Origin of the sequence: Bradyrhizobium liaoningense, assembly GCF_018130955.1 — a bacterium.
GTDB lineage: Bacteria > Pseudomonadota > Alphaproteobacteria > Rhizobiales > Xanthobacteraceae > Bradyrhizobium > Bradyrhizobium liaoningense_C.
This window is the reverse complement of record NZ_JAFCJM010000004.1, coordinates 25,970-44,849: the sequence shown is the minus strand read 5'-3', so window position 1 is coordinate 44,849 and position 18,880 is coordinate 25,970. Positions and strand designations below refer to the sequence as shown.

The 18,880-nt window shown below is 63.1% G+C and carries 22 protein-coding genes; 14 read left to right on the top strand and 8 right to left on the bottom strand.

Features of this window, described 5'->3' with window-relative positions:
* Positions 1–16 precede the first annotated feature (16 nt).
* The gene (locus tag JQ632_RS04435) at positions 17–1,258 is read right to left on the bottom strand and encodes an MFS transporter (RefSeq protein WP_212401066.1); all 1,242 of its coding nucleotides are present in this window, start codon (positions 1,256–1,258) and stop codon (positions 17–19) included.
* A 365-nt stretch (positions 1,259–1,623) separates the two neighbouring features.
* Entirely contained in the window at positions 1,624–1,842 is a 219-nt protein-coding gene (locus JQ632_RS39270) for a hypothetical protein (RefSeq protein ID WP_249151387.1), read from the bottom strand.
* On the opposite strand from JQ632_RS39270, the gene JQ632_RS04430 reads away from it, so the two are divergent.
* Positions 1,841–3,433 (top strand): ATP-binding protein, encoded by a 1,593-nt coding sequence (locus JQ632_RS04430; RefSeq protein ID WP_249151385.1) that lies wholly within the window; start codon positions 1,841–1,843, stop codon positions 3,431–3,433. The two genes, JQ632_RS39270 and JQ632_RS04430, sit on opposite strands and share 2 nt — an antisense overlap.
* 82 nt (positions 3,434–3,515) lie before the next feature.
* Here JQ632_RS04430 and JQ632_RS04425 read toward each other — a convergent pair whose 3' ends face one another.
* Together JQ632_RS04425 and JQ632_RS04420 are read right to left on the bottom strand one after the other, a co-directional pair.
* A complete protein-coding gene (locus JQ632_RS04425; RefSeq protein WP_212401064.1) occupies positions 3,516–5,327 on the bottom strand; it encodes an adenylate/guanylate cyclase domain-containing protein in 1,812 nt (603 codons plus the stop codon).
* Positions 5,328–5,334: 7 nt separating this feature from the next.
* Entirely contained in the window at positions 5,335–6,213 is an 879-nt protein-coding gene (locus JQ632_RS04420; RefSeq protein ID WP_249151384.1) for an ABC transporter substrate-binding protein, read from the bottom strand.
* 107 nt (positions 6,214–6,320) lie between these two features.
* On the opposite strand from JQ632_RS04420, the gene JQ632_RS04415 reads away from it, so the two are divergent.
* The 6 genes from JQ632_RS04415 to JQ632_RS04390 all read left to right on the top strand — a co-directional run bounded on the left by JQ632_RS04415 (position 6,321) and on the right by JQ632_RS04390 (position 9,300).
* Complete coding sequence (locus JQ632_RS04415; protein ID WP_212401062.1) at positions 6,321–6,515, top strand: hypothetical protein; 195 nt, start codon at positions 6,321–6,323, stop codon at positions 6,513–6,515.
* A 322-nt stretch (positions 6,516–6,837) separates the two neighbouring features.
* The gene (locus JQ632_RS04410) at positions 6,838–7,092 is read left to right on the top strand and encodes a hypothetical protein (RefSeq protein WP_212401061.1); all 255 of its coding nucleotides are present in this window, start codon (positions 6,838–6,840) and stop codon (positions 7,090–7,092) included.
* Positions 7,093–7,180: 88 nt separating this feature from the next.
* The gene (locus JQ632_RS04405; RefSeq protein ID WP_212401060.1) at positions 7,181–7,762 is read left to right on the top strand and encodes a peroxidase-related enzyme; all 582 of its coding nucleotides are present in this window, start codon (positions 7,181–7,183) and stop codon (positions 7,760–7,762) included.
* Positions 7,759–8,262 carry an MgtC/SapB family protein gene (locus JQ632_RS04400; RefSeq protein ID WP_212401059.1) on the top strand — a complete coding sequence of 168 codons (504 nt, stop codon included), beginning with the start codon at positions 7,759–7,761 and terminating at the stop codon, positions 8,260–8,262. Before JQ632_RS04405 ends, JQ632_RS04400 begins: the two co-directional genes overlap by 4 nt.
* A gap of 115 nt (positions 8,263–8,377) precedes the next feature.
* Positions 8,378–8,794 (top strand): ASCH domain-containing protein, encoded by a 417-nt coding sequence (locus tag JQ632_RS04395; protein WP_312015566.1) that lies wholly within the window; start codon positions 8,378–8,380, stop codon positions 8,792–8,794.
* A 125-nt stretch (positions 8,795–8,919) separates the two neighbouring features.
* Positions 8,920–9,300, top strand: coding sequence for a GFA family protein (locus tag JQ632_RS04390; protein ID WP_212401057.1), 381 nt, complete (start codon positions 8,920–8,922; stop codon positions 9,298–9,300).
* 70 nt (positions 9,301–9,370) lie between these two features.
* Here the strand turns inward: JQ632_RS04390 and JQ632_RS04385 are convergent, their stop codons facing one another.
* The gene (locus tag JQ632_RS04385; protein WP_212401056.1) at positions 9,371–9,526 is read right to left on the bottom strand and encodes a hypothetical protein; all 156 of its coding nucleotides are present in this window, start codon (positions 9,524–9,526) and stop codon (positions 9,371–9,373) included.
* 407 nt (positions 9,527–9,933) lie between these two features.
* Here JQ632_RS04385 and JQ632_RS04380 point away from each other — a divergent pair, with 407 nt between their 5' ends.
* The gene (locus JQ632_RS04380; protein ID WP_212401055.1) at positions 9,934–10,089 is read left to right on the top strand and encodes a hypothetical protein; all 156 of its coding nucleotides are present in this window, start codon (positions 9,934–9,936) and stop codon (positions 10,087–10,089) included.
* 112 nt (positions 10,090–10,201) lie between these two features.
* Here JQ632_RS04380 and JQ632_RS04375 read toward each other — a convergent pair whose 3' ends face one another.
* A complete protein-coding gene (locus JQ632_RS04375) occupies positions 10,202–10,822 on the bottom strand; it encodes a ParB-like protein (RefSeq protein ID WP_212401054.1) in 621 nt (206 codons plus the stop codon).
* 217 nt (positions 10,823–11,039) lie between these two features.
* On the opposite strand from JQ632_RS04375, the gene JQ632_RS04370 reads away from it, so the two are divergent.
* From JQ632_RS04370 to JQ632_RS04345, 6 genes are all read left to right on the top strand, one after another.
* The gene (locus JQ632_RS04370) at positions 11,040–11,387 is read left to right on the top strand and encodes a hypothetical protein (protein ID WP_212401053.1); all 348 of its coding nucleotides are present in this window, start codon (positions 11,040–11,042) and stop codon (positions 11,385–11,387) included.
* 325 nt (positions 11,388–11,712) lie between these two features.
* A complete protein-coding gene (locus tag JQ632_RS04365) occupies positions 11,713–12,000 on the top strand; it encodes an acyl carrier protein (RefSeq protein WP_007592476.1) in 288 nt (95 codons plus the stop codon).
* 10 nt (positions 12,001–12,010) lie between these two features.
* Positions 12,011–12,481 (top strand): 3-hydroxyacyl-ACP dehydratase FabZ family protein, encoded by a 471-nt coding sequence (locus JQ632_RS04360; RefSeq protein WP_212401052.1) that lies wholly within the window; start codon positions 12,011–12,013, stop codon positions 12,479–12,481.
* Positions 12,478–13,680 carry a beta-ketoacyl-ACP synthase gene (locus JQ632_RS04355; protein ID WP_212401051.1) on the top strand — a complete coding sequence of 401 codons (1,203 nt, stop codon included), beginning with the start codon at positions 12,478–12,480 and terminating at the stop codon, positions 13,678–13,680. Before JQ632_RS04360 ends, JQ632_RS04355 begins: the two co-directional genes overlap by 4 nt.
* Positions 13,681–13,766: 86 nt before the next feature.
* Positions 13,767–15,044: a beta-ketoacyl-ACP synthase gene (locus JQ632_RS04350; RefSeq protein ID WP_212401050.1), complete on the top strand. Its 1,278-nt coding sequence runs from the start codon at positions 13,767–13,769 to the stop codon at positions 15,042–15,044.
* A gap of 21 nt (positions 15,045–15,065) precedes the next feature.
* On the top strand, positions 15,066–16,001 hold the full coding sequence (locus JQ632_RS04345; protein WP_212401049.1) for a lipid A biosynthesis lauroyl acyltransferase: 936 nt from the start codon (positions 15,066–15,068) through the stop codon (positions 15,999–16,001).
* A gap of 58 nt (positions 16,002–16,059) precedes the next feature.
* Here JQ632_RS04345 and JQ632_RS04340 read toward each other — a convergent pair whose 3' ends face one another.
* A complete protein-coding gene (locus JQ632_RS04340; protein WP_409363467.1) occupies positions 16,060–17,526 on the bottom strand; it encodes a porin in 1,467 nt (488 codons plus the stop codon).
* A 262-nt stretch (positions 17,527–17,788) separates the two neighbouring features.
* Complete coding sequence (locus tag JQ632_RS04335; protein ID WP_212401048.1) at positions 17,789–18,757, bottom strand: LysR family transcriptional regulator; 969 nt, start codon at positions 18,755–18,757, stop codon at positions 17,789–17,791.
* Positions 18,758–18,880 lie beyond the last annotated feature (123 nt).

Genomic DNA, 18,880 nt, shown 5'->3' with positions numbered 1-18,880 from the left:
GGACGGCCTTGCGAGCCTATCTGGCGTTGGCCGCCGCATGGACGGGCCACAGATCCGCCCGCCAGTGCAGCGCGATCGCCAGCATCAGGGCCATGCCGCTCAGCGCATAGAGCGTTCCCGTCATGGCGAAGCCAAAGAGGTCGATCAGGCTGCCGGCGGCGAGCAATCCCAGCGGCAGGCCATAGATCACCATCATGCGCACGCCCATGACGCGCCCGCGCAGGCGCTCGGCTACCGAGCGCATCAGGATCACGGCCACCGAGATCATGGAGAGGCTTTGCGAGAAGCCTGCGAGGAACAGGCAGGCCATCGCGATCGGTACGCTCTTGAGCTGGACGAAGACCAGCAGCGTCGCATACCAGACGGCCGTCGCGCCGATCATGAGGCGCGCCACGCGCAGGCCCGTGACGAAGCTGAGCGCCATCGATCCCGCGAGCGAGCCGGTCGCAAAGCTCGCCGAGAGATAGCCGAGGCCGGTCTGGTCCGTGGCGTAGATCTCCCGCGCGACGTAGGGCAACAAGCCGCTGGTGAGCGGAAAGGCGGTCAGGTTGACCAGGAAGGCGACCCACATCGCCGCGCGCACCTGCGGCGTGGTCCAGACATGGGCGAGCCCCTCTTTCAGGTCGCCGAACGGCGAGCGCAGCGCAAACGCCTCGCCCACCACGGCCGCGCGTGCCTTCTTGGGAAGCTTGATGCACAGCGTCAGGAAGGTGCCGACGAGGTAGAGGCTCATGATCGCGACATAGACCGGGCCGATGCCGAGCGCGGCGAACAGGCCCGCCCCGCTCAGCGCGCCGGCGATGCGCGCCGTATCCTGCGTGGTGCGCGAAATGCTGATCGCGCCGATCAAGAGCTCCGATGGCATCACGTCGGCGACCAGCGCCGCGCGCACGCCGAGGTCGGACGGGCGGATCAGGCCCATGACCGACACGATGATCATGACGTAGGACGGCGTCAGGTGCCCCGTCAGCGCCAGCGTCATCAGGGTCGCTGACAGCACGGCGTAGGTCGCGCGCATCATCGCCAGGAGATCGCGATGGCCGATGCGATCGCCGATGACACCGAACATCGGCGCGATCAGCGTCCCGACATAGTTGAGCGAGGCCAGGACCGTCAGCAGCAGCACGGAGCCGGTCTCGACCATGACGTACCAGCCGAGGACGAGCGTCTCCATCTCGAACGCCCAGGACGTGAGCAGATCGGCGGGCCACTGAAAACGGTAATTGCGGATGCGGAAGGGCCGCGCAAATCCACTCAATGCGCAATACCGCTCGTCATGGAATCAACCCTTCCCCGGCTTCTTGTTAAGATTCGACTTACAGGTTTACGCCTGCGCTGACCAGCCTTTGAGCTCACTCTTGCCATGCGTCGCCGACGGTCCCGATATCCCCGATTGCAGGCCGCCGGCCGAGGGTCGGCGTTCAGTGTCTCCTTGGACACCGGTGCGGCGCCCGATTCGACCTGTTCCTCGGCTTGGTAAACCAGCGCTTAACGAGGCCACGGCACGAGCGCGGGCCGGCGCCGAAAAGACGAGTTTCATGCACGTTTTTCCCTGCAGGCAGCCTGGCCGCGATCTCTCTTGTGAAATTGTCGCAGATTTAACGAACCGCCCACCCCGGCCGCTTAACCGTTTGTCCAGTGACCGCCGCGCATAGTCGGGGTCAAACTCTTGCTCTTGTCGGGTTCATTCATCGTGTCATCCTTTGGACGTGTGATTTCGGTACGCGGATCGCTCGCCCGGGTCGGGCTTTTGGCGGCAGGCCAAATGTCGATCTCGGAAGTCCGGGCCACCGTCGGGCGATTCGTCAGCATCCGCTCAGCAAGCTCGATCATCGTCGCCATGATCACCGAGGTCTCCTGCGAGAACCTCGCGAGCTCCGACAATTACATCGCCATCGCCTCCGTCGACCTGCTCGGCGAAATCCTCAACGCCGCCGACAAGCCGAAATTCCAGCGTGGCGTCACCAACTATCCAACCATCGGCGACGCCGTCGACCTGATCACCAGCCAGGAGCTGCGCACGATCTACGCGCCGACGGGCTCGGACCAGATCAATGTCGGCTTCCTGCAGCAGGACCGCTCCGTCATCGCCTATGTCGACATCGAGGAAATGCTCTCGAAGCACTTTGCCGTGCTGGGATCGACCGGCGTCGGCAAGTCGACGGGCGTGTCGCTCCTGCTCAACGAGATCCTGAAGGCGCGCCCAAACCTGCGCATCTTCCTGCTCGACGTGCACAACGAATATGGCCGCTGCTTCGGCGACCGCGCGCTGGTGCTCAACCCGCGGAACCTGAAGCTGCCGTTCTGGCTGTTCAACTTCGAGGAGATCGTCGACGTGCTGTTCGCGGGCCGCCCCGGCGTGCCCGAGGAGCTCGACATCCTCGCGGAAGTGATCCCGATCGCCAAGGGCGTCTACACGCAGTATCAGAACGCCGACCGCATCGGCCTCAAGCGCATCGATCCCAAGCAGGTCGGCTTCACCGTCGACACGCCGGTGCCGTACCGCCTGGTCGATCTGATCTCGCTGATCGACGAGCGCATGGGCAAGCTGGAAAACCGCTCCTCGCGCATCGTCTATCACAAGCTGATCTCGCGCATCGAAGCCGTGCGCAACGACCCGCGCTACGCCTTCATGTTCGACAACGCCAATGTCGGCGGCGACACCATGGCGGAGGTGATCAGCCATTTGTTCCGCCTGCCCGCCAACGGCAAGCCGATGACGGTGATGCAGCTCGCCGGCTTCCCGGCCGAGGTCATCGATTCCGTGGTGTCGGTGCTGTGCCGCATGGCCTTCGATTTCGGCCTGTGGAGCGACGGCGTCTCGCCGCTGCTGTTCGTCTGCGAAGAGGCGCACCGCTACGCCTCCGCCGACCGCAATATCGGCTTCGGCCCGACCCGCAAGGCGGTGTCGCGCATCGCCAAGGAAGGCCGCAAATACGGCGTCTATCTGGGGCTCATCACCCAGCGCCCCGCTGAGCTCGACGCCACCATCATCTCCCAGTGCAACACGCTGTTCACGATGCGTCTTGCCAACGACCGCGACCAGGCCCTGCTGCGCGCCGCGGTGTCGGATGCGGCCGCGAACTTGCTGTCCTTCGTCCCCTCGCTCGGCACCCGCGAGGTGCTGGCGTTCGGCGAAGGCGTGGCGCTGCCGACGCGGCTGCGCTTCAAGGAAGTGCCGCCGCACCAGTTGCCGCGCGGCGAGGCGACCATCAGCAGCGTTCCCTCGATGACAGCCGGCCACGACATGCATTTCGTCAGTGCCGTGCTCGAGCGCTGGCGCGGCGCCACCTCGCAGCGCGACGTGCCGAACGATCCGGTGTTCTCGGCGCCGCCCGCGAAAACGCTCTCGCCGGTCGAAGCGCCGATGCTGCAGCCCTCGATGGGACTGGATCCCGACCGCTTCTCGCTCTTGAAGAAGCCGCTGCGGTAGGGCCTGCGACAACTCCGGGCGATGCCGCCATCGCGAAAGTTTTCGCAGAGGCTTTCGTCGGACTTCGCAACGAACTCCTCGCTTACGCGTCCAGGGTTACGACTTTACCCTCCCGCGGCCCGGCTCCGATCGACGCCGCGGGGCTGTTCCGGTGCGCCACCGCGAAGACCTCCAACGTCTCGTCATAGCCCTTGATTCGTTGTTCTCCGAGCGACACGAGCGGGATACTGTCCGCTACACTTCTTGCAACGATCGAATCGGCCAAAATCTGCGCGTCCTTCGCGAGGCTGCATAGCCGGGACGCCAAATTGACGACACTTCCCACAGCGGTGTAGTCGAGCCGACCCTCGTAGCCAACGGTTCCGACGGTCGCCGGCCCCATCGCGATACCAATGCCGAAACCGAGGGCGTGGCCGGCGGCGCACCATCTGCCGGCAATGGACTGCACCGCCGCCTGGAGATCGATGGCAAGCTGAACAGCCTGCTTCGCAGGCTTCTCGCAAGCAACCGGTGCATTGACGAGGAGCATGAATCCGTCTCCCGCAAACTTGATCAGCGTCGCCTCATGGCGGGTCGTGACGGCCCCGACCGCCTCATAATATTCGCGCAGCACGGCCATGATGACATCCGGTCCGGCCCGCGTGGAGAAAGCGGTGAAGCCGCGCAGATCACCAAAGATCGCGACGATTTCACGTCGCTGACCTTCGAGCAATCCGTCGGAGTGCTCGACCAGTTCGGCGACCTGTGGCGCAAGGAATTGCTTCAATCGGTTGATTCTCGCAGATTTCTGCTGCGAGACTGTCAACTCGGATGCCATCTCATTGAAGCTGACGGCCAGCTGCTCCAGTTCATCGCCGCTGGAGAGCTTGATCCGATGGTCAAATTGTCCGCTCCCAATTCGCTGAACGCCCTCCTCCAATTCCTTGATGGGTCCGGACATCCGGTGCGCACGCCAGTAGGCGAGCGCGAGCGCGATCAGCACGCCGAGCACGATGAGGACCGCCGAACGCCATAGCGCCGCGCGAATTGGCGCAAACGCTTCCTTGACCGGCTGCATTGCAATCACGGTCCAGCCGACGTCGGCGGCATGCACCGAGAGGGCGACAATCGGGTCGCCTCTGTATCCGGTCAGAACCGCACTCCCGCTCGTGCTGCCGACCAAGTGCTTGATTGGGCCGAAATCCGCGGAGCTGGCCCGCCCCCGCAGAACCATGCTGATGTCGGGATGGGCAATCAGGTGACCGGAATCGTCGACCACGATGGCATAGCCGGTCCTTCCGATTCTGATGCCCGCAATCACATCCCAGATCAGCTTGAGATTCACCTCGGCCACGGCAAATCCGGCAGCCGGAAGGTTTCCGGCAACCGCGATCCTCATGTAGGGCTCGGAATCGTGCTGATATTCGAGAGGGCCGTACCAGACTTTGTTGGCACGCGCGCCCATGACGGCCGGATCAGCCGACATATCGATGCCGCGCCGCATCCTGTTGAGACGCAACCTCGAGACGAAGACTCGTTCCGCCCCGGTCTCGTCCAGCAACGAAACGGAAGCAATCGCGGGCACCTGCTGGAGCAGACGCTGCGCGTCGATCTTGTGACGGCCATCGTCGTCCTGCGCCCATGGAAACTGGACAGTCCATCCGAGCTGATCGCGAAGTCCATCGGTGAACGCCTCTATCCTGTCCGCCGCCGAACGGGCCTCAACCCGAAGGACGTCGCTGATCTGCCTGCGCTGGTCTCGATAGCCGAATGACGCCTCCACGACCGCGCCAAGCGAGAGAGGCACGACCGCCGCAACGAACAGAGTCGCGAAGTACTTGAAAAACAGCGACCGACGCGAGCGCGTCTCCGTACCTCCCGCCGGCAGAACAGATTGTGGTTTGATCTCCGACATCACAAACTCAGGCGATCACCTTGTTGGCTCGGAACAGGATGGAGGACGTATCCAGTTGAACGCCCAGGCGCGCCGCTGTCTTCAGATTGATTGCCAGCTCGAACTTTTCGGGCCGCATCACCGGAAGGGAGGCGGGATTTTCCCCGCGCAGGATCCGGTCGGCATAGCTGGCGAGCCAATAATAGGTCGCTCGCTGGTTCGCGCCGTAGCTCAGGAGGCCGCCGGCTTCACAATATTCGCACCAACCGAACATCGAAGGCAGCCGATGCGCAAGCGCAAGCTCGGCAATGCTCGCCCGATGCACCATTGTCACGGCATCGGGAAACACAAGCATCGCGTCAGCACCAACGCCGGCCGCGGTCCGAAGCGCGCTGTCCAGTTCGCCTGCGCCGGCGAAGGGAATATAGGCTGGATCAATTCCCAGCCCATTGCACGTCTGCATCGTAGCGCGCCACTCCGATGGCTCCCCGGGGTGATCCGTATTCGAGAGGACTGCGAGCATGCGAACCTTCGGATAAATGTCCTTGAGGAGCTCAACGCGCTTTCCCGCCAGCTCCAGCGAGAGAAATGTAGCACCGGTGAAATTGGTGCCGGGTTGCGCAAGGCTCTTGACCACGCCCAGCGCGACCGGGTCGCCGCTCAAGGCAAACAGAACGGGAACCTCAGTGACCGCAGTCATCGCGCGCGTCGCAGGACCGCTGGACACGGCGAGGTCTGTGTCGCCGCGCCTCAATTCTGAAATGAACTCGCGCAAGGCCTGCGGATTTCCGGGTGAATAGCACGTCTCGAAGATAACGTTCTTGCCTTCGACATATCCGAGCGCGCGCAACCCTTCCCGGAAGCCATCCAGGAATGGATCCGGTTCTGTCGCCGTGGAGACCCACAAGATGCGATAGACCTTGCGCGCCTCCTGCGCTTGCGCGACGAATGGCCACGCCACCGCTCCGCCGGCCAGGCAGATGAAATCTCGTCGTCTCATGTGAGCACCACGTCATGTACGGGCCGCACGCCGAACAGGCGATTGTCGGCCGCTTTGAACGTCGCTTGCCCTGCCAGACATTGCCGACGGCGGGACGAACCTTTGATCCCGGCGCTCTCGCTCAACTGGCCTCGTCGCAAGCGCCCGGTCCTTTATTGGTCAACGGGAGCGGCCTCCAGGACGGCATCGGCGGGCTGATTTTGCCTTGAGATCAGCTTGATTTTTTCTTGAGTTCAGCAGCGATTGCGCTGGGCACGTCAGCTACGACGACCCATCATTGGCTCGCGCCGCGGGGGCTGCATGTTGGCTGACAGGCAGACAGCCAACCGCCCACTGAGATTAGTCCTCTCGGGACAAGATTGGTTCAGTGACCAAGAGTCTGGGCCGGCAGAAGCGGCTGCGCATTCGGTCCTGCCGCATAGCACCGCTTTAGATCTCATTTGAGCGGTTGAATTAACCCGCCCTTAGACCCCAGACCTCACCCTGTAGCCGTGAGCCGGGGAACACGGCTATCCGGAGGCGCGTTTTGCGATGGACGATAAAGTCAAAATTCGCTGCCCTTACTGCACCCGGCTGTTTCGCGATCGCGCGCAACGCATCCGAGACGGCTACCAGATCAATTGCGAGCACTGCGTGCGTCTCATTACGTTCACCCGCGACACAGAAGACCCGTTCATGCGCCGGACGATGAAACTCGCACGGGAGACACGCTTGGCGATCGAGGCAAAGGTCGTGGCCGAGCGTGAAGCTTCGGCCGCTGCAGCACGAACCGCTCGCGAGTATTAGTACCAGGCCCGCTCGACCGGCGCTTTGCGCAGGCCATTGCGATCGACTAAGGTTCCGCCCCGTCCTGCGCCTGACCGGAACCTTCTTCATGTCCCAGCCATCGTCAAAACGCTTTCCCGCTCCCGCCCTCGATGCATTGCCGGAGGACATCCGCACGCGGCTCGTCGCCGTGCAGGAGAAAAGCGGCTTCGTGCCGAACGTGTTCTTGTCTCTGGCCTACCGCCCGGACGAGTTCCGCGCCTTCTTCGCCTATCACGACGCGCTGATGGAGAAGGATTCCGGTCTCACCAAGGCCGAGCGCGAAATGATCGTGGTAGCGACCTCGGCCGCCAACCAGTGCCAGTATTGCGTGATCGCCCATGGCGCGATCCTGCGCATCCGTGCCAAGAACCCATTGATCGCCGACCAGGTCGCGGTCAACTACCGCAAGGCCGACATCACGCCGCGGCAGAAGGCGATGCTCGACTTTGCCATGAAGGTCTCGGCCGATGCGCAACGCATCTCCGAGGAGGATTTTGCGGCGCTCGCCCCGCACGGTTTTAGCGACGACGACATCTGGGACATCGCCGCGATCTCGGCCTTCTTCGCGCTGTCGAACCGGATGGCGAATTTCACCGGCATGCGGCCGAACGACGAGTTTTACCTGATGGGACGCCTGCCGAAGCAATGACCGTGGCGCTCGATTGGCAGGAGATCGTGTTGCGGCTAGGCGCTGCGACGCTCGCGGGCTGCGCCATCGGATTGAACCGCGACCTCCATGGCAAGCCGATCGGGCTGAAGACGCTAGGTATCGTCGGTCTGTCCACCGCGACCGTCGTGCTGCTTGCGGTGGAGTTCACCGAGGTCGGCAAGATCTCCGACGCCGCCAGCCGGATCATTCAGGGCATTCTGACCGGTATCGGCTTCCTCGGCGCCGGGGTCATCGTCCGCGAGCGGGACCGATTCCGGGTCCGCGGCCTCACCAGCGCCGCCTGCACCTTTCTCGCCGCCTGCCTCGGCATCGCCTGCGCCACCGGCCAATGGCCGATCGTCCTCACCGCGCTCGCCATGGCCTTCCTGATCCTCACCGTCGGCAACCGCGGCGAGCACTGGCTGCACCGCGCGCTCGGCGGCAAGGTGGAGCCGCAGGACAAGGAAACTGCGCCGCCGCCGGGCCCTGAAGTGCGATGAATTCATCGCACTTCAGGTCTTTGTTTGGAGCATGATCTCCGCGTCACCGAGACTGCGACCGCAGTTCGAGACTTCGGCAATGAAGAGCGCGGGTGTTTTTCAACATGAGGCGGCCGTGAGCAAATCGATTCCTGAACGTTACAGGCACCTCCGCACATTCGCTTTCGGCGACAGTCCTGATCTCGCCGACGAACTGCTCGATCTCGTGATCAAGGGCGTGAAGACGGCGACGTGCAGCACGGAAGACGAGCCGAACACCTCGACGCCCGGCGAGCGCTGGGTCGTGCTCGACGGCCGCGGCGAACCGCGCTGTGTGATCGAGAGCATCGAGGTGACATATCGGCGCTACAACGAGGTCGAGGCCGACTTTGCGTACGACGAGGGTGAAGGCGACCGGAGCCTGGCCCATTGGCGCGACGCGCACCGGAACTATTTCGGCCGGCTTGGACGATTCAGCGAGGACATGATGCTGATGTGCGAACGTTTTCGCCTGGTCGAGGTTTTTGGCGATCCCCTGCCGTCCGCGGAATAGCACCGCCATGCTGACAGGACGTTGGCAACAGGCCCCGCCTACCGTGCGGCATTCGCACTGAAACAGGGGCAAATCTGGCCATGACCGACCGAAGCGGGGGATGCGCCTGCGGTGCCATCCGATTCATGATCACTGCGCCGCTCATGAACGTCGGCATCTGCCACTGCACCGACTGTCAAAAGGCTTCTGGCGGCGGACCGAACTATGTCGCCCTTGCGCCAAAAACCTCGCTCTCGGTCACAAAGGGTGAAGCCAGGGTCTACTTCTGCAAGGGCGACAGCGGCGAAGATGTCGGGCGCGCATTCTGTCCGGATTGCGGGACGCCGTTGTGGAGCCTGCCTCCCCATGCGCCGTTCCTGACCATCAAGCTGGGCGCGCTCGACCACAACTCGGATCTGATGCCCGCCTTGCATCTCTACACGGCCTCGGCGCCGCCCTGGCACCTCATGCACGAGGGACTGCCGACCTTCCCCAAGATGCCGCCATTTCCGCCGCCCGGCGGGTGAGCGACTGCCGCTCAGGCCCGCTTCGGACGTACCGCTGCTGCGTTGCTTGCGGCGGCGGCGCACGACCGCGTTAGTGCTTCTCCATCAACGGGAGCACCGGGGCAAAGCGTTCGGAGAACGTCGGTGCCTTGGCCTCGCGGGCTGCGGCAAGCGAGGCCGAGATGAAAACGTGAAACCCTCCTGTGGCGACCGCGAGCAAGGCGGCGGCGAAGACCAGACGGCGCATTCCTTCCTCCTTTGTTGGCTCGACTGCCCCGGAGGATGGAACGGCTTTGTTTCAGGACGTCTTCGTGGGGCCGGAAAATGATTTCGCTCAAGAGACTGTGATGAGGTCCGGTTCATGCGGCAGCCTGCCGCAATGACGTTGGCATACCCTCGTATAGCCCGATCACCCCTTCTTATGTCCTGCGCATAAGTTCGTACAATTGAACGATGGCGAGAGGTTCTTAGACTGGCAGACTAGTCCAAAGCGACGCATGAACAGCACGAACTGCACTCTCGAATGGCGCGACTAACAATAGTCACCGTCGTTTTACAATGGGCGCAAGCCGTGTTCGGAATTTTGCGCCCGCGAGCACGATCGTGAATCGCGAGAGTTCTTTCTGAAGTGCAGGGTCTCTAGGGAATACTCAAATGAACGTCGTCATTCAGAAGCTCAATGGCCTCTGGCACCTCGTCGTCGGGTCATGTCAGATCCGTACTCCCTTCCTGGAAACGCAGGATCGCGAGCTGGTCGTGAACTACGCCCGGCGCGCCTACCCCGGAGCCAGGATCTACCAGCGCGACTGATGTGAGCGCTGCGCCTAAAGCGCGATGAGTTAGGTTGAAGTCATCGCGCTTTAGCTCCTTGTTTGAGCATGATCTTTTCGGAAAACCGCTGCACACTTTTCCGGATCATGCTCTAGTCATCCGCCGGGCCGCACCAGCCGGGCAGATAGATCGCATCCTTACTCTTGGCGGCGGCAAGCCCCTTTTCGAGCGCCTTGTCGAAATTGGCATCGATCGCCTTGCGCGACAGCTTGCGACGCAGGAAGTCTGCCCACAGGAACTCCGAGAACGGCGTAGTGTCCTTGGCGAAACCGCCCATGCGGCGGAGCTCGCCGGCGAGACTGCGGAATGGATCGTCCTTGAGATCGGCGACCGATTTCGGCAGGTCCTTGAAATGTCGCCGCTCGCCCTTGGAATCGTAAGGGTAGACCCAGCGCCTGTTGTCCATCACGCCCCAGAAGGCGTCACGCTCGACCATGGTGAGATCGCCGACGAGGGTCACCAGAACGTCCTTGACGCCTTCGTCGTGCAGCGCGCGGGCGAGATGATGATGGTCGATCACGTAGTAGCGTTCGTCGGGGCCGCGCACGACGGGAATCATGTGCTTGCCGAGCAGGTCGGCCTGCTTATTCCTGTCGTGCTCGCGCCAGCGCTTGCGCTTCTCCTTCACCTCGCGCATGCCGACCGTCATCTGCGTCGGACGGAGCGACAGGATCGGCACCGGATGAACTCTCGGCTCGCGCATGTTGGTCATGGTCGGATGGCCCCTCACCTGATTTGCATTGGCCGCGGTCGCGTCGGCGCAATTATGCCATGGCTGAAACGGAGGAGACGAGCCCGATAGCCCTTTTGCGCCGCAACTCGTCGGCATTCCCGCCCGCCGTCGCACGCTAATGTTGCGCAGAATTTTCTGCAACGCGCGGGCGCCGTGTGCTATCTAAAAATTGCTGCTTCGGAGCTGACCTTCGCGCATGAAAACCGAGCGCCCCACAATTCCGGATGGCGAGCACCGGGTGCTCCAGTTCAGGCCACGCACCTCGCCCCACCCGCGGGCCCTGCGGGGCGCCGGGACGATACAGCCGCTGCGCGCCGAGGTTCAGGCGGAACCGCTCGACCTCACCCGCTATGAACAGCCGCGCGAACAGCCCGACGACTTCCGCCATCGCATGCTCGCAAACATCGCCGCGCTCGCCTTCACGATCGCGCTGACGGCAATCGGAATCTGGCTCGCGGTCAGCATCGCCGACCTGCGACGGACCCAGGATTGCGTGCTGATGGGCCGTCGCGACTGCGTGAAGATCACGACTCCGCATCTTTAGGCGTTTGGCCGGCCCGGCGGCCGTCTGATACCCCTGTTCGGGGGCGCGGAGCTTTTCCCGTTCCGATCGAATCGGAACGGAAGCTCCAGATTCCTGTTTTGACGCGTTTTCTTGACGCGAACCGGGGCCCGCTTCGCTGGAAAACGCTCTGGGCCCGGCCTTCCCCAGGCCTGTCCGGCTCCATTGAACTCAGGGCGGCGCTCCGATATACGGGCACACGACCCGGCCAGAGGGACTTTGAGGGCATCACTCGGGGCGCGATGCCCGCCCACCGTGCCACTCTGGAACATCTGACAAATACCCGCAATATATCAAAGGCTTAGTGATGTCCTCTACATTCGATCAGGTCGCTACGATCATCGCTGAAACCTGCGACATCCCGCGCGACACGATCACGCCGGATAGCCACGCCATCGACGATCTCGGCATCGACAGCCTGGATTTCCTGGACATCGCATTTGCGATCGACAAGCAGTTCGGAATCAAGCTGCCGCTGGAGAAGTGGACCCAGGAGGTCAACGACGGCAAGGCGACCACCGAACAGTATTTCGTGCTGAAGAACCTGTGCGCGCGCATCGACGAATTGGTTGCGGCCAAGGGCGCGAGCGCCTAATCGCGCGGCCATGCAACTCGAATACTTCCATCTGATCGACCGCATCGTCGACCTCAAGGTCGACGAGAAGAAGGTCGTCGTCGAAGCCCAGGTTCCGCAACAGAGCACCATCTTCGAGGGGCACTTCCCCGGCTATCCGCTGATGCCCGGCGTGTTGCTGATCGAATCGATGGCGCAGGCCTCGGGCTGGCTGCTGCTTGGCGTGTTGAAGTTTGAGCGGATGCCGATTCTGGCCGCCGTGAAGGAAGCCAAGGTGCGCGGCTCGGTGTTCCCGGGTGACCTCATGAGCATCGAGGCCACCGTCGCCCATGAGGGCTCGGGCTACGCGATGACCGAGGCCAAGATCCGGGTCAACGGCAAGCTGCGCGCGAACTCGACGCTCACCTTCACGCTGATCCCCTTCCCCAATGCGGATATGCGCGCCTTCATGGACGGGGTCGCCAAGCGCGTCGGATTTCCGCAACAGGCCGTATCGCCATGACTGACACCGCCTCGAAGCCCGGCCAGACCGAAGTCTGGATCACCGGCATCGGACTTGCGACCTCGCTCGGCGAAGGGCTCGATGCGAACTGGGCCGCGCTCGGCGAGCGCCGCGTCAATGTCGACGACAAGGGGTTTGCGCCCTACGTTGTCCACCCCCTGATGCCGGTGACCCTGGACGCCCAAATCCCGAAAAAGGGCGACCAGCGGCAGATGGAAGCCTGGCAGCGCATCGGCACCTATGCCGCGGGCCTGGCACTCGATTCCGCTGGCATCAAGGGCAACAAGGACATCCTCTCGAAGATCGACATGGTGGTTGCCGCCGGCGGCGGCGAGCGCGATCTGTCGGTCGATACCGGCGTGCTCAATGCTGAGGCCAAGGGCAACAACGCGCCCGGCTTCCTCAACGAGCGGCTGATGAGCGACCTTCGCCCGACGCTGTTCCTGGCCCAGCTCTCCAACCTGCTCGCCGGCAACATCGCCATCGTGCATGGCGTCTGCGGCACCTCGCGCACCTTCATGGGCGAGGAAGTGGCCGGAGCGGACGCGATGCGGATCGCGCTGACGCGGATTGCGTCCGGCGAGAGCGACATCGCGCTGGTCGGCGGCTCGCACAATGGCGAGCGCAAGGACCTGCTCGTCCTCTACGAGTTCGGCGACTTTAATCTGAAGGACAAGTTCGCATCCGTGTGGGCGCGCAAGGACCATGCCGGCTTTGCGCTCGGCTCGGCTGGCGCCTTCCTGGTGCTGGAATCCAAGGCGCATGCGGAAGCGCGCGGTGCAAAGCCGTTCGCAAAACTCACCAACGTCGTTGCCGACCTCTCCCGGCGCAAGCAGCCCGGCGACATGGCGGCGACGCTGGAGAAGCTGTGGTCGAAGCTGCCGCGGCGCGAGGGCAAGGGCGCAATCATCACCGGCGCGACCGGTGCCGAGCCCGCGACGTCGGAAGAACGGAGCTTCCTCGGCAAGCATGCCGACTTCCCGGTGCGGGCCACCGGCACGATGTTCGGCCATACGATGGAGACGCAGTTCCCGCTCGGGATCGCGCTGGCTGCGCTGGCGCTGTCGCGGGGGGCGTTGTTTCCGCCCAACGATTCGACCGGACTCGAGATTGAAATGACCGACAAACCGACCCAGATTGTGGTGGTGGGGGCCGGTCACTGGCGCGGCGAAGGCATGGCGCTGGTGGAAGCCGTCTAGGGCGAGAAATCGCTTTTGCTCTTTGTTCGAGCATGATCTTTCCGGACGCTTTTCCGGATCATGCTCGAGGGACAAGTGGGGAAAACATGACTGCACCACGCGACAAGCTCGGACGTCCGATCGTCGTCGTCACCGGCATGGGCATCATGACGTCGCTCGGCGCCGGCAAGGCCGACAATTGGACAAAACTCGTCGCCGGCGAATCCGGCATCCGCACCATCACGCGCTTTCCGATCGACGGTCTGAAGACCACGATGGCCGGCACGGTCGATTTCGTCAGCGTCGATCCGTTCTCCTCCACCGGGCTGTCCGAGCGGATGGCGGAAATCGTCACGCAGGAGGCCCTCGACCAGGCCGGCATCGGTGCCAAGGGCGATTTCCCGGGCCCCCTCTTCCTGGCCGTCGCGCCGGTCGAAGTGGAGTGGCCCCAGCGCCGCGAGCTCGGCCGCGCCGTCGGCAAGCAGGACTTTGACTACAACGATCTGCTGCGCATTTCCGGCGGCGGCAAATACGCCGACTTCCATCACCGCTTCATGTTCGGCTCGGTCGCAGCTCACCTCGCCGAGTCCTTCGGCACCAAGGGCTCGCCGATCTCGTTGTCGACGGCCTGCGCCTCCGGTGCGACCTCGATCCAGCTCGGCGTCGAGGCGATCCGCCGCGGCGAGACCGATGCGGCGCTGTGCGTTGCGACCGACGGCACGGTCAATCCGGAAGCCTTGGTGCGCTTCTCCCTGCTCTCGGCGCTCTCGACCCAGAACGACCCGCCGCAGGCCGCCTCAAAACCGTTCTCCAAGAACCGCGACGGCTTTGTCATGGCCGAAGGCGCCGGCGCCCTCGTGCTGGAGAGCTACGAGGCGGCGGTGGCGCGCGGCGCAAAAATCCTTGGCGTGGTCGCCGGCTGCGGCGAGCTCACCGATTCCTTCCATCGCACCCGCTCCTCGCCCGACGGCAAGCCGGCGATCGGCTGCGTGCTGAAGACCCTCGCGGATGCCGGCATGACGCCTGAGCAGATCGATCACATCAACGCTCACGGGACCTCGACGCCCGAAAATGACAAGATGGAGTATCTGGCGACCAACGCCGTGTTCGGTGAGCACACCTCGAAGATTCCGGTGACGTCGAACAAGTCGGCGGTCGGCCATACCATCTCGGCGGCCGGCGCCGTCGAAGCCATCTTCTCGCTGCTGACGCTGGAGCATCAGCGCATTCCGCCGACCCTCAACTACGAGAACCCGGATCCGGCGATCCTGTTCGACGTCGTCGGCAACAAGGCGCGCGATGCCCGCGTCACCGCCGTGATGTCGAACTCGTTCGGCTTCGGCGGCCAGAACGCCTCGCTGATCCTGACGCGCGAGCCGGCGTAAGCCGGCAGCCATTCGCTTGCGATGAACCGACTGCTCCTTCGCACCAAGGCGCGCCTGCGCGACGCCCTCAAGCCGCTGGGCGACGCCGCGGTCGGCGGGATGACGATCGCGCTTCTGCGCACGACCCGCTATTTCGATCCGGACAAGACCGCCGACTTCCTCGGCCGCGCCGCGCACTTCATCGGCCGCCGCCTGCGCGAGGACCGCATCGGCCGCGAGAATTTGAAGGCAGCGTTTCCCGAAAAGTCGCCGGAGGAGATCGAGAAGATTTTGGCCGGCGTCTGGGACAATCTCGGCCGCATCGGCGCCGAATTCGCCCATCTCGACCACATCTGGGACTACGACGTCGATCATCCGGACAAGCCAAGCCGTATCGAATTCGGCGAGCGCACCAAACAATTGTTCGACACGCTGCGCGACGACGGCAAGCCCGCGATCTTCTTCGCGAGCCATCTCGGCAATTGGGAGCTGCCGGCGCTCGGCGCCGTCGCGCACGGGCTTGATTGCGCGATCCTGTTCCGCCGGCCGAACAGCGAGGCCGCCGACCGCGCCATCGAGAAGACGCGCGCGGTGAAGATGGGCACGCTGGTTGCGGCGGGGCGCGATGCGCCGCTCAAGCTCGGCCAGGCGCTGCAAAACGGCCAGCACGTCGCCATGCTGGTCGATCAATGGATGGGCAACGGCGTCGAGGTCACCTTCTTCGGCCGCAAGACCAAGGCCAATCCGACGCTGGCGCGCCTCGTCCGCCAGGTCGAGTGCCCGATCCACGGCGTGCGCATCATCCGCCTGCCCAACCACCGCTTTCGCGCCGAGCTCACCGAAGAGGTGAAGCCGGTGCGCGATGCCGACGGCAATATCGACATCCAGGGCACGATGCAGGCGGTGACGTCGGTGATCGAAGGCTGGGTACGGGAATATCCGGACCAGTGGCTGTGGCTGCACCGGCGGTGGCGGTAGAGGGATCAACGCTCCGCTATCGGCGCCGGTCGAGAGGCGCGCCAATCAGGACAAGGCATCAGAAATCCCTCTGCGCGCGGACGCCCACCGTCCACGTACCCTGATCCTTCAGCTCATAGATGGCCGCTGGCTTTGGTGCGATCGCGGGAATGGCAAGCGCACCCTCGCTCTTCTGGTCGAGGAAGGTGTACATTACTTCGCCAGAGAATGTCAGCCGCTTCACCGGCACCCAACGCGTCACCGTGCCGATCTGCGCAAAATTGAAATCCGGATTGCAGACGAAACCTACGGCCTTCGCGCAGATCAAGGCCTTCCCTGCCGTGCCCCAGCTTACCGCGGTGTAGGAACCGAACACCGATGTGTTCCAGTACGCATTCCAATTGTGCGTATAAGCACCGCGAACGCCCCATAGGGTCGATTTCTGAATGCCGGTGCCGGTTGCTGCAGTCGCTCCGGCGAATACGCCGTCAGCCGACGATCCGAAGCCGATGCTCTGGTACACGCCGGGCAAGCCCGTGCTGCCATACATCGCAAAGCTGTTCGGGCTCGTGCCGCCGATCACGTAGCGGCTGGCACCGTTCGCATAGCTGGCAGACACGTTAATCGTATCACCCGGCCCTGTCGGAATATTCTTGATCGACAGCGCGACTTGTCCGGCCCAACCCCAGGCGTCGCTGGGATGCCCCGTCGTTTCGGTCGCACCGTAGTAAGCGGCGTGAACGTTGTGAGCTGCCACAGACGCCTGAAACAGACCCCACGCCTGATCGACACGAAACCGCCCGATGATGTCGGGCGCTCTCGTGCCGCCATAGTCGTTGGCCCCGAGGATCCCTTGGGCGTAGGACGAGGTCGTAATGGCTGAGGTGTTGTAGAGGCCAGACTGAAGGTAGGTGGTCGGATCTTCCAAAGAGGCGGTTCCTGTCACGCCGCCACCAAAATCAGCCGTGTAACTGACCTGGTTGACACCCGTGACGTCGTCGTAGCCGCCGATCAGGAACGACGTATTGTTGCCAGGGTAGCCGGACCACGGGGTGTCAAATTGGGAAACAGTCCTCCCCATCGTGAACCCAGCGAACTGGACGAACGCACTGAACAGGCCAAGCGAAGCGCCGGCGACGGCATCGCCCGTCGTCCAACTGAAAACTCCGTTGAAGTATGTCCGTACGAGGCCGTATTCGGTTGCCGTGCGCGTGTCGATATTGAGGCCCTGGCGAACCCGACCGATGAAGTAGTTCGCGAGCCGGTTCTGCTGACCGGCATTTCCAGCCCAGGCCGGAGCCTCATAGGCGGCTGAAGCGTTGAAGGCGGTATCGACACGCAGGTAGCCGCCGAACTTGATGCAAGTGTCCGTACCTGGGACGTAGTAGAATCCGGCGCCGTAAAGCGAGCAGATCCTCACATACTCGACCGCCTTTGCTTTGACGGGCAGATCCGCCGCGTAGACGGCAGTTTGACCGCCAAGGCAGGTCGCCATTCCGATGGCAAACCCGTACGCAATCGCCGATTGTTGCCCCAGCGCTTTCATCGCCCCCTCCCCGTAGTATACCGGAAGCAATTCCTCCGGCCCCAGCATGTCAGTGCCCGTCCCACCCCCCGGTTTCAATTGGTTGCATTGACATAACAGTTATAGCTCCTTGACCATGAGACGAGCCGATCAGTCGACGACGATGCCAGCCGACAGACGAGAAGCGCTGTCGTGACCTCGTCACGCGGAGAAGATCTGCCCATGGATCATTGCAGACAGACAAGGGTGACGGGGCTTCGGCAGAGAGCGAGGCTCACCGCACTCAACATCGCCCCAACACAGCATTCGGTGGCCAGGAGTGATCTCGCAGCGAACGCCTGAATTGCTGGCGGATGACAGATAGAACGACCTTCGTCGCGACGGTCTGAGGTCTTTGCATGGACGTTGCGACGAACAGCCGTGGCGCCAAGAATGGGCCGCTGAGACGCCGCACGTCCAGCGTGCCGGCCTCCACCTGCGCCCGCACGATGCTGAACGGGAGAATGGTAAACACGATTCCCTCACGAACCAGCTCAAGCAAGCTCCCGGTCCCGGTCACCTCAAGGGCAACCGTCAGCCTGACGTCCGCCTCACGCGCTGCATGATCCAATGCCGTTCTAAGACGATGGGGCCTAGGCGCGAGCGCCAGCGCCAACCCTGCGATGTGTTCAAGCGATATCTCCGTGGCATCGAAGTGCGAAAGGCTCCCCGTCGCTCCCACGAGGACGAAATGATCATCCATCAGGTGCTCGACGTTCAGCGTGCTCACGCTGGGTGAGTTGTACAACACCGCGATATCGGCGACCCCGTTGGTCAACATTTCAATTGCTGTCGCCGAATAGGCTTCGATCAGGCTCAACGCGATCTCTTGGTATTCTCGCCTGCAATGCTGGATCAGGTCGATTGCCAGGGCTTTACCGAACAGTGGCGGCAATGCGACGATCACGCTCCCCGATTGCGCTCCGCTGAGCGCGCGCAATTCGTCCTGCGCGAGCGATAGGCTCCGCAGAATGGATCTCGCATGGACCAGCAACTGTTCGCCGGCCGGGGTCAAGGAAATACCGCGGCCGTTCCGGTTGAAGAGCTGGATGCCGTGTAGCTCTTCCAGATATTTTATTTCCCGACTGAGGATCGGCTGGCTGACGGAGAGCGTACACGCTGCCCTCGAAAAGCTTCCCGCTTCGGCGACCTGCACGAAGAAGTAATACGGCTTTAGATCGAGTGCGGCTCGTTGTTTCGGAGGCAAAATCATTGCACAGATCTCGCCGTTGGAGTTGCGTTTCGGTCGAGCCGGAGCGGGTTGCGGCGAACGCGATCGCGCTCCGGGATTTCGCTTGCCGAGGACGTTTCAAGAGCCACCGCTCCCCGCGAGTGA

Bases quoted from the DNA above. Each gene is read 5' to 3' on its own strand.
- JQ632_RS04430 (WP_249151385.1), top strand. From the start codon at position 1,841: ATGATCACCGAGGTCTCCTGCGAGAACCTCGCGAGCTCCGACAATTAC.
- JQ632_RS39270 (WP_249151387.1), bottom strand. From the start codon at position 1,842: ATGGCGACGATGATCGAGCTTGCTGAGCGGATGCTGACGAATCGCCCG.
- JQ632_RS04425 (WP_212401064.1), bottom strand. From the start codon at position 5,327: ATGTCGGAGATCAAACCACAATCTGTTCTGCCGGCGGGAGGTACGGAG.
- JQ632_RS04415 (WP_212401062.1), top strand. From the start codon at position 6,321: ATGTACGGGCCGCACGCCGAACAGGCGATTGTCGGCCGCTTTGAACGT.
- JQ632_RS04410 (WP_212401061.1), top strand. From the start codon at position 6,838: ATGGACGATAAAGTCAAAATTCGCTGCCCTTACTGCACCCGGCTGTTT.
- JQ632_RS04405 (WP_212401060.1), top strand. From the start codon at position 7,181: ATGTCCCAGCCATCGTCAAAACGCTTTCCCGCTCCCGCCCTCGATGCA.
- JQ632_RS04400 (WP_212401059.1), top strand. From the start codon at position 7,759: ATGACCGTGGCGCTCGATTGGCAGGAGATCGTGTTGCGGCTAGGCGCT.
- JQ632_RS04390 (WP_212401057.1), top strand. From the start codon at position 8,920: ATGATCACTGCGCCGCTCATGAACGTCGGCATCTGCCACTGCACCGAC.
- JQ632_RS04385 (WP_212401056.1), bottom strand. From the start codon at position 9,526: ATGCGCCGTCTGGTCTTCGCCGCCGCCTTGCTCGCGGTCGCCACAGGA.
- JQ632_RS04380 (WP_212401055.1), top strand. From the start codon at position 9,934: ATGAACGTCGTCATTCAGAAGCTCAATGGCCTCTGGCACCTCGTCGTC.
- JQ632_RS04375 (WP_212401054.1), bottom strand. From the start codon at position 10,822: ATGACCAACATGCGCGAGCCGAGAGTTCATCCGGTGCCGATCCTGTCG.
- JQ632_RS04370 (WP_212401053.1), top strand. From the start codon at position 11,040: ATGAAAACCGAGCGCCCCACAATTCCGGATGGCGAGCACCGGGTGCTC.
- JQ632_RS04365 (WP_007592476.1), top strand. From the start codon at position 11,713: ATGTCCTCTACATTCGATCAGGTCGCTACGATCATCGCTGAAACCTGC.
- JQ632_RS04360 (WP_212401052.1), top strand. From the start codon at position 12,011: ATGCAACTCGAATACTTCCATCTGATCGACCGCATCGTCGACCTCAAG.
- JQ632_RS04355 (WP_212401051.1), top strand. From the start codon at position 12,478: ATGACTGACACCGCCTCGAAGCCCGGCCAGACCGAAGTCTGGATCACC.
- JQ632_RS04350 (WP_212401050.1), top strand. From the start codon at position 13,767: ATGACTGCACCACGCGACAAGCTCGGACGTCCGATCGTCGTCGTCACC.
- JQ632_RS04345 (WP_212401049.1), top strand. From the start codon at position 15,066: ATGAACCGACTGCTCCTTCGCACCAAGGCGCGCCTGCGCGACGCCCTC.
- JQ632_RS04340 (WP_409363467.1), bottom strand. From the start codon at position 17,526: ATGAAAGCGCTGGGGCAACAATCGGCGATTGCGTACGGGTTTGCCATC.
- JQ632_RS04335 (WP_212401048.1), bottom strand. From the start codon at position 18,757: ATGATTTTGCCTCCGAAACAACGAGCCGCACTCGATCTAAAGCCGTAT.